The 8,924-nt window shown below is 62.1% G+C and carries 8 protein-coding genes; all 8 read left to right on the top strand.

What is annotated here, in order from left to right:
* Nucleotides 1–76 (top strand): hypothetical protein (locus RR928_RS15225; RefSeq protein ID WP_332683163.1); only part of this gene is annotated, 76 nt, incomplete at its 5' end.
* A gap of 41 nt (nucleotides 77–117) precedes the next feature.
* Nucleotides 118–1,134, top strand: a complete 1,017-nt coding sequence (locus RR928_RS15220) for a flavin reductase family protein (protein WP_332538133.1) — start codon at nucleotides 118–120, stop codon at nucleotides 1,132–1,134.
* A 64-nt stretch (nucleotides 1,135–1,198) separates the two neighbouring features.
* Entirely contained in the window at nucleotides 1,199–2,152 is a 954-nt protein-coding gene (locus tag RR928_RS15215; protein WP_332538134.1) for a tripartite tricarboxylate transporter substrate-binding protein, read from the top strand.
* A gap of 92 nt (nucleotides 2,153–2,244) precedes the next feature.
* Nucleotides 2,245–3,222, top strand: a complete 978-nt coding sequence (locus tag RR928_RS15210) for a porin (RefSeq protein WP_332538135.1) — start codon at nucleotides 2,245–2,247, stop codon at nucleotides 3,220–3,222.
* Between the two features lie 343 nt (nucleotides 3,223–3,565).
* Nucleotides 3,566–4,564 (top strand): porin, encoded by a 999-nt coding sequence (locus RR928_RS15205; protein WP_332683160.1) that lies wholly within the window; start codon nucleotides 3,566–3,568, stop codon nucleotides 4,562–4,564.
* A gap of 104 nt (nucleotides 4,565–4,668) precedes the next feature.
* Nucleotides 4,669–5,640, top strand: coding sequence for a Bug family tripartite tricarboxylate transporter substrate binding protein (locus RR928_RS15200; RefSeq protein ID WP_332538137.1), 972 nt, complete (start codon nucleotides 4,669–4,671; stop codon nucleotides 5,638–5,640).
* Between the two features lie 64 nt (nucleotides 5,641–5,704).
* Entirely contained in the window at nucleotides 5,705–7,147 is a 1,443-nt protein-coding gene (locus RR928_RS15195) for an NAD-dependent succinate-semialdehyde dehydrogenase (protein ID WP_332683157.1), read from the top strand.
* Nucleotides 7,144–8,751, top strand: coding sequence for a GMC family oxidoreductase (locus tag RR928_RS15190; protein ID WP_332538141.1), 1,608 nt, complete (start codon nucleotides 7,144–7,146; stop codon nucleotides 8,749–8,751). The genes RR928_RS15195 and RR928_RS15190 overlap by 4 nt, the downstream gene beginning before the upstream one ends.
* Nucleotides 8,752–8,924: the final 173 nt, after the last annotated feature.

The following is an 8,924-nucleotide window of genomic DNA, read 5'->3' as shown; positions in this document are numbered from 1 at the left end:
GCGCCGCATGGTCGGCGGCCAGGAAGACATGATTGTCGACGTGGCGCTGGACATTCTTGCAACACGCCAAAGTTGACCGCTGCGAGACCCCACCCCACCATCTTTGGGAGACAGAACATGCAAGAAACCATCGCCCCGGCGTTTGACGCCAAGGCCTTTCGTGCCGCGCTTGGCACCTTTGCGACCGGCGTGACCGTGATCACCGCCGTGGGCCGCAATGGCGAGCCCATTGGCCTCACGGCCAACAGCTTCAACTCGGTCTCGCTCGAGCCGCCGCTGGTGTTGTGGAGCCTGGCCAAAAAAGCCTTCAGCCTGCAGGATTTTGTCGCCGCCAAGCACTGGGCGGTGCACGTCCTCAGCGCCGAACAGGAAGGTATTTCCAACCAGTTCGCGCGCGGCGGCCAGGACAAGTTCGCCGGTGTAGCCAGCGTGCCATCGGAGCATGGCGTGCCCCTGCTGCAACGCTGCGCGGCGCGCTTCGAATGCAAGACCACGTTCCAATATGAAGGCGGCGACCACATCATCTTCGTGGGCGAGGTCCAGCAGTTCGAGAAGAATGCGCTGGCGCCGCTGGTCTTTCACGCCGGCAAATATGCACTGGCGGCGTGCAAGGATGCGGCCCTGCAGCTGTCGCAGCCTGCCGACACCGAACCGCCCTCCTTCCGCGCCGACATGCTGGGCTACATGTTCGGCCGCGCGCGCCGCAATTTTCTCGACAGCATGCGCGGCCATCTGGAAAAGTACGGTTTGAATGACTACGAATGGCGGCTGTTGACCATCATGCTGACCAAGAAAAACCTGACCAGCGCAATGTTCGGCCAGTTTAATCAGGATGCCGCGCTGGACACCATTTTGCAGACGCTGACCGCGCTCCAGCACAAGGGCTGGGTCACCACGGTGGCGCGCAGCGCGGGCGAAGAGCCGGTGTATTGCCTGACCGACAAGGGCGTTTTCGACAGCGTCAGCCTGCTGGCGATCGCCAAGTCGCATGAGGAGCAGCTGCTGGGAAAAATGGACGACATGGATGGCGTGCTGCTCAAGCACCTGCTCCACAAGTTCATTCAGAAGACCGAGGGCGGGTCACCCAACCTGTGGAGCGATGAATTCATTTTGAAAGAAGGCATTGACAGCTGAGTAAAAATCAACCATCCAATCCAATAAATCAGATCAAGGAGACAATATTTTGAAAAAAATAAAGATGAAAATCATCATTCCGGCAATCCTCGGCTTTACCTGCATGCTGGCGCATTCCCAGGAAAACAATCCGGTGCGCATCATTATTGGTTTTGCCGCCGGCGGCAATGGCGACATCATTGCACGCCTCCTGGCGGAAGAGTTGCGTCCGGTGCTGGGGCGCAATGTCATTGTGGAAAACAAACCTGGAGCGGGTGGGCGTCTTGCGGCCCAGACGCTCAAGGCCGCTGCGCACGATGGCAGCAACTATATGCTGGCCCCCGACAGCTGGGCCATTTTCCCGACCATTCTGAATACCGAATCGCAACTGCGCTATAAATTAAAGTCGGATTTCTCGCCTGTCGCCCGCATCGTCTCCTATCCATTGGGGCTGTTCGTTTCCGAAAGCACGGGCGTGAATACGCTCAAGGAGTATGTGGAGAAGGCCAAGGCCGATCCCAGCATCGCGTTGTATGGCTCGTCCGGCAGCGGCAGCATTACCGAATTTCTGGGCATCGTCATGTCCAAGGAGTTTGGCTTCAAGATGACCGTCGTGCCGTTCAAAGGCGGTGGCGATGTCAAGTCCAACCTGATGGGTGGTCAAGTGCCGGCGGGTGTCATGACGCCAGGCGACGGACTCGCCGAGGTCGGCGGCAAGATCAAGCCTCTGGGCTTCTTCGTCGAAGAACGCTGGTCGATTGCGCCACAGGTTCCGACGTTCAAGGAACAGGGCTTCAACATTGTCAATGGCGGCGCATTTTCCGCGTTCTGGACCCATGCCAAGACCCCCGAGGCCGAGCGCAGCAAGATGGAAGAAGCCTTGAAGAAAGTGCTCAGCAAACCCAGCGTGCAGGAACGCCTGGCAAAGATCTATGTGCGAGCGGATTTTGCCGAAGGCAAAGTGCTTGGCCAGCAGGTTGACCGGCTGATCAATTACTGGACTCCCATTGTCAAGGAATCCAGTCTGAAGCCTCAGTAAAAAATCGCCTGTCGCGCAAGACAGGCGATTTATTTTGGCAGATGGAGATATTTACTCTCCTTGGTCGAACATTTTAATTTCAGGAAAAAATTATGCTGCGATTGTTTTGCGCGGTAGCCCTTGCTGCGCCCTGCATTGTTCATTCTCAATCCCAGGTGACTGTGAGCGGCGGTTTTGTCGCGGGCTACAGATTCACTCCATCAAAAGGCGACGGCACGGCGTCCAAGAATGCAATAGATAACCTCGAGGCAGCCGGAAGCAATCTGACATTCAGAGGCGTGGAGGATCTGGGTTCTGGCCTGAAAGCCAATTTCATACTCAACCACCGCTTCGATCCGTCCACCGGCTCGCAAACCGGAAACAGCTTCTTCACCAATTCCAAGATCGGCCTTTCGGGCGGTTTCGGAGAAATCTCCATGGGAAAGATGTGGGGCCCGGTCGATGAACTGCTGCGCCGCCCGCTGGATGTCTATATGCCGCTGGGCCTGGGCACCACGGTCTACGGCGGACCCTTCGATGCGCCCACGCGCTACAACGGCACGCTGATGTACATGTCGCCTGAGATCGGCGGGGTGCGGGTATCGGGCGCAGTGGTTTCCAAGAACAATATGGCGTCCAAGCAGCAGAACACGACCGAACTGGCCGCGCTCTACCGCAGCGGCCCGCTGGTTCTGGGGCTGGGCTATACGCTCAACGCCGGCAATACGGCCTCGGCCATTGACAACTTCAAGGACCGTGACGTACTCACCATCGGTGGGCGTTATGACTTCAGCAAGCTGCACCTGGGCCTGACCTACAGCCGCGTGGCCGCGCCGGGCCAAGCCCAGGACTCCGATCGCTACAGCCTAGGGGCACGCTATCCGCTCAGCAATATGCTCGCGCTGAAGTTCGGTTATGAGTTCCTGGAAGTGGCCGACCGGGACAAATCCCGCACCGTTGCGCTCGGTGCCGAGTATCGCGTGAGCAAGCGCACCATGTTCTTTTCCGAAGTGGGTCGGACCCAATCGGACATCCGTGCCAAGGACGACAAGGGCGTGACCTTCATGCTGGGCATGGCCCACCGCTTCTGATCGATGCACCCCGGTCGCTTCCATTGACGGGCATGACCCGCGCGGCCTCTCCATCCGTGCGGGCGGCGCTTTGGGGATGTCTCGCCTTGAACACTCGCCCGCGGACCCTGCCGTTGGCCAGGCGCATGGAACGCGCCTGAGCCTGCGGGTGGCGGTCGAGATAAAAAAGCACATGCTATTTTTATTACTAAGTTCATAAATTATCGACTGCACCCACGATTCAATCAGGGTTTACTCTTGGTTTTTCCAGAAAAATAGCTTCACTCCCTCGGGTTTTCTATAGGTTGTTCTGATTTCAGAACCAACGACAATCAAATAGAACAACCAGACCCAAAGGGAAACCATGAAGAAAGCGCTTACCACCCTCGCATTGCTGGCCATGGCCAGTGCCGCATCCGCCAGCAGCAACGTCCAGATCTATGGTGTGATGGACCTGGGAATAGCCAAGGGCAACGCCGGAGCCTCGTCCAATCCCGGCGGCAATGGCGCCAGCAAGGCCTGGCAGATGAAGCAGTCCTCGGCGTCGCGTCTGGGCTTTCGCGGCACGGAAGATCTGGGTGGCGGCCTGTCGGCGTCGTTTCTTCTGGAACATCGCTTCACGCCGGATACGGGCAGCTATTCCGCGACTTCGCCGTTCTTCATGCAATCGACCGTGAGCCTGAGCCACAAAGACGTGGGCACGTTGTGGATGGGACGGGACTACGCGCCCATGTTCTGGCTGGCGGTAAAGACCGACCCATTCGGCATGGACGGAGTCGGCCAGATCGGCGCCAACCAGTACGCGGACTTCAACTCCAACTCCGACATCGCCTCACGCACCAACAACACCCTGGGCTTCAAGTCCAGGCGCTTCAATGGCCTGAACTTCGATCTGGCGTACAGCTTCAAGGAAAACGGCAGCAACAGCCAGTCGGGCGGCAACGTCCAGTACCAGGGCGAGAACATCTATGCCGGCCTCGGTTATGCCAAAGTCAACCAGGCGATTCCTGCGGCTGGCACCAACCTCAACAGCAACGACGAGTTGCTCAACGCGGCCTTCATCTACAGCTTCGAACGCTTTCGGGTGATGGCCTACGCCGCCCAGGGCAAGAACAAGAACTTCAGAACCACGACGAATCTATACACAGTCGGCATGGATGCCAGGATCGGCCCCGGCAGGTTCAAGCTGGCGGTATCGCAACTGGACAGCGATGTGAACGCGCGCGACCGCAACAAGATCGGCATCGGCTATGACTACGACCTGAGCAAGTCCACGCGCCTGTATGCCGATTACGGCGTGGCCAAGCAAAAGAACCTGTCCAGAAACAATGCCGTCGCAGTCGGCATGCGCCTGGCGTTCTGAGGCATGGCGGCTGGTGGTGCAGGCGGCCGCAAGACCGCTTGGAGCAACCAGCGTGATTTCCCCCTGGGGCAGCATCCAATTTCAATGCATCTGGTGCGAAGACTATGAAATTATTCGGCAAATTCAAGTGGTGGTTGACGGCGGCGGCGCTGGCCGCGAGCGGCCAGGCGTTTTCCAACGACAAGGCGCCGATCCGCGTGCTGGTCGGCTTCGTTCCGGGTGGCACCAGCGACGCCGTGGCCCGCATGCTGGCCGACGAACTGCGCGTGATTCTGGGCCGCACGGTGCTGGTCGAGAACAAGCCCGGTGCGGGCGGACGCATTGCCGCGCAGGCATTGATGGCGGCGCCGCACGACGGCACAACCTACCTGTTCTCGCCCGACAGCTGGGCCATCTTCCCGACCATCCTGCAGACGCCCGGCGCGCTGCGCTACAACTACCTCGAAGATATGGCGCCCGTGGCGCGCGTCATTTCCTATCCGCTGGGGCTTTATGCCAGCCCGGGCACGGGAGCGAAGAACCTCAAGGAATTCGTCGAACTGGCCAAGAAGAAGCCCGAGCTGACGATGTATGCCTCGGCAGGCGCGGGCAGCATCACCGAGTTTCTGGGCGTGGTGATGTCCCAGCAGTTCGGCGTCAAGATGACGGTCGTGCCCTACAAGGGCGCGGGCGATGTGAAAACCGCCATTCTGGGCAACCAGGCGCCGGTGGGCATCATGGCGCCCGGTGACATCTTCCAATATGTCAGCGATGGCCGCGTGATTCCCCTGGGCTTCATGACGCAAAAACGCTGGCCGGTATTTCCCAATGTGCCCACCATGCTGGAGCAGGGCTACAAGGTCACCCAGGGCGAAGCCTTCATGGGCCTGTGGTCCACGAAGAAGACGCCGGCCGCCGAGCGCCAGAAGATGGAAGACGCGATCAAGAAGGCGATTGCCAACCCCGGCTTCAAGGAACGCATGCTGCAGGCCAACCTGTCGCCGGATTTCGGCAGCGGCGATGAGATGGACAAGCAGGTGCGTTCGCTGATCCAGTTCTGGACGCCGGTGGTCAAGGAATCCGGCTTCAAGCCCTGATTCTTTCCGTATCCATGATCGCAATGGCCCGAGGGCGATTGCGATCTTTTTTTTGGCTGAAAAAATGAATTATCCGGAAATCAAGCTGCTGATCGATGGCCAGTGGGTGGCGAGCGAGAAGAGCATTGCGGTCATCAATCCGGCGACCGAAGCGGTCGTGGGACATATTCCGCACGCCAGCGCGGCCGATATCGCCAACGCCATCGCCGGCGCGGCGCGCGGTCTGCGGGTGTGGAAGCGCATGGCGCCGGCCGAGCGCGCAGCCATCCTGCTCAAAGCCGCGCAGCTGATGCGTGCGCGCGAAGCGCGGATCGCCCACGCGACGGTGCTTGAGCAGGGCAAGAGCCTGGCCGCAGCGGCATTTGAAGTGCGCCGCGCCGCAGCCATCCTGGAGTGGGATGCGAACCAAGGCTTGCGCCAATATGGCCAGGTCGTTCCCCTGGGGCCTGAGCTGCGCTGCATGGTGCGCAGGGAGCCCATAGGCGTGGTCGCGGGATTCGCGCCCTGGAATGCGCCCATTGGCTCGCCCATGCGCAAGATCGCCGCCGCGCTGTCGGCTGGATGCGCGCTGATTCTCAAGCCGGCCGAGGAAACGCCAGCGGGTGCATTCCATATCGCCCAGGCCCTGGTCGACGCCGGCCTTCCGCCCGGAGTGCTCAATGTGCTGTTCGGCGATCCGGGCGAAATTTCGCGCACGCTGGTGGAAAGCGATGGCGTGCGCATGCTCACTTTCACCGGCTCGGTGGCGGTGGGCCGTCAGCTGGCGCAAATGGCGGCCGCGCGCCTCAAGCCCTGTCTGCTGGAGCTGGGCGGTCACGCGCCGGTGATCGTCTGCGCCGACGCGGACCCCGTCGCGGTCGCCCGGCTGGCGGTCAGGGCCAAGGCCAACAACACCGGGCAGATCTGCGTTTCCCCCACGCGCTTTCTGGTGGCCGAGAACATTTTCGAAGCCTTTGTGCAGGCCTTTGCCGAGCAGGCGCGCGCCGTAGCATGCGGAGACGGCCTCGCGCCGGACACGCATATCGGCCCGCTGACCAATGCCCGGCGGCGCCAGGACATCGAGCGCCTGGTGGGCGATGCGCGCACCCGCGGCGCGCGCGTGCTGTGCGGCGGCGAGCGCCCGCCTGGAAAGGGCTACTTCTATCCGCTGACCGTGCTTGCCGATGTACCCGAAGGCGCGCAGGTGCTGCGCGAAGAGCCGTTCGGACCGATTGCGATCATCAACCGCTTTGCGCAGCTGGACGACGCCATCGCCCAGGCCAATGCGCTGAATGTGGGTCTGGCCGCCTATGCCTTCAGCAACAACGCCGACGTGCAGGAACGGCTCGCCGCGGAAATCGAGGCGGGTTCGCTGGCGATCAACACTTTCACCGTGTCTTCGGCCGAGACGCCGTTTGGCGGCATCAAGGACAGCGGCTTCGGGCGCGAAGGCGGCGCGCACAGTCTGGATGCCTATACCGTCATCAAATCGGTGATGCAGGCCAGCCATGCGCAGGTGCTCGCATGATGTTCGACTACATCATCGTGGGCGGCGGCACGGCCGGCTGCGTGCTGGCCAACCGGCTCTCGGCCGACCCCGGCTGCGAAGTGCTGCTGCTGGAGGCCGGCGGGCATCCCAAGGGTCTGTGGCCGCGGATGCCGGCCGGCACCGCCAAGATGTTCAACCGCGGGCCTTACAACTGGGGCTTTGAGACCGAGCCGGAAAAGGAGCTGCACAACCGGCGCATCTATGCGCCGCGCGGCAAGGGGCTGGGCGGCTCAAGCCTGATCAACGGCATGGTGTTCGGGCGCGGCCAGGCGCAGGACTACGACGACTGGGCGCAGTTCGGCGTGCGCGGCTGGTCCTGGTCGGATGTGTTGCCGCACTTCAAGGCCATAGAGTCGCGCGCGGCAGGCGACGCCTGCTGGCGCGGCCTGGGCGGCGAGCTCAGCATTGTCGACCCCGGCTACGTGCACCCGGCGTCGGCTGATTTTGTCGCGGCCTGCACGCAGGCGGGCATCGCGCCCAACCCCGACTTCAATGGCGCGCAGGGCAATGCGGGTGCCGGCATGCTGCAGTTCAACATCCGCGCAGGCCAGCGCCACAGCGCCTCTCATGCCTTTTTGCAACCGGTGAAATCCCGGCGCAACCTGCACGTTCTGGACCATTGCCAGGCCACCCGGCTGCTGCTCGACGGCCTGCAGGCGGTGGGTGTGGCCTATAGGCGCGCGGGGGTGGAGCTGCAGGCCCAAGCCAGGCGCGAAGTGATTGTGGCCGCGGGCGCTTTCGGCTCGCCTACGCTGCTGATGCATTCGGGCATAGGCCATGCCGCGCTGCTGGCCGACAAGGGCCTCGCCCCCGTGCATCATCTGCCTGGCGTGGGGGAAAACCTGCAAGACCATTTCTACACGCACAGCATTTTCGACTGCACGCCGGACAGCTCGCTGAACCGGGACTTTTCGGGCTGGCGCCGGCTGCTGCATGGCATCCAGTATCTGCTGACCCACAGCGGCGCGCTGACCATGGGCGCGTCCCAGGCCGCGGCTTTCGTCACCGCCCTGCCCGGCTCCACGCGCCCCGACACGCAAATCAACTTCAAGCCCGTGACCTGGTCGCGCAACAGCGACGGCAGCGTGGCGATCGTCAAGACGCCGCAGTTCTGCGCGGCCGCCTGTTTTCTGCGTCCGGTCTCCCGCGGCCAGGTGGCCATAGGCTCGGGCGACCCGCTGTCGGCACCGGTGATTCGCGCGAACTACCTGAGCGCGCCCCAGGACCAGCAGGCCGTGCTCAACGCCTTTCGCATTGCGCGCGAGATTTTTGCCCAGCCGGCGCTGCGCCAGCGCGTGATCGCCGAGCACCTGCCCGGCGCCGCCCTGCAGGATGATGCCGCGCTGCTCGACCATGTGCGCCGCCACGGCGCTTCCATGCACCACTGGGCAGGCAGCTGCCGCATGGGCAATGACGCCAACGCCGTGGTCGACGAGCGCCTGCGCGTGCATGGCATGGCGCGGCTGCGCGTGGTCGATGCCTCGGTCTTCCCGCTGATTCCGTCGACCAACACCAACGCGCCGACCTTCATGCTCGCCGACCGCGCAGCGCAGCTGATCCATGAGGACGCCTCCAGGGGCTAGGCGCGGGGTCGCATCTATCCAGAGCGCCCTGAAGTGGGCGCTCTGCCGAGAGCGCGCGCCCGATTGTTTCCCGGGGCACAGCACCTGAAGTGAAACCATTTGAGGAATTCTGGAATGGTGCCAGGCCCGCTGTGCGGCCCGTTGGCATTCAGGGATAGTACCTATATGCAAAG

Origin of the sequence: Comamonas sp. (genome assembly GCF_036666375.1) — a bacterium.
GTDB lineage: Bacteria > Pseudomonadota > Gammaproteobacteria > Burkholderiales > Burkholderiaceae_C > Comamonas.
Note: the sequence above shows the minus strand (reverse complement) of the source record. Positions and strands in the feature narration are given on the sequence as shown.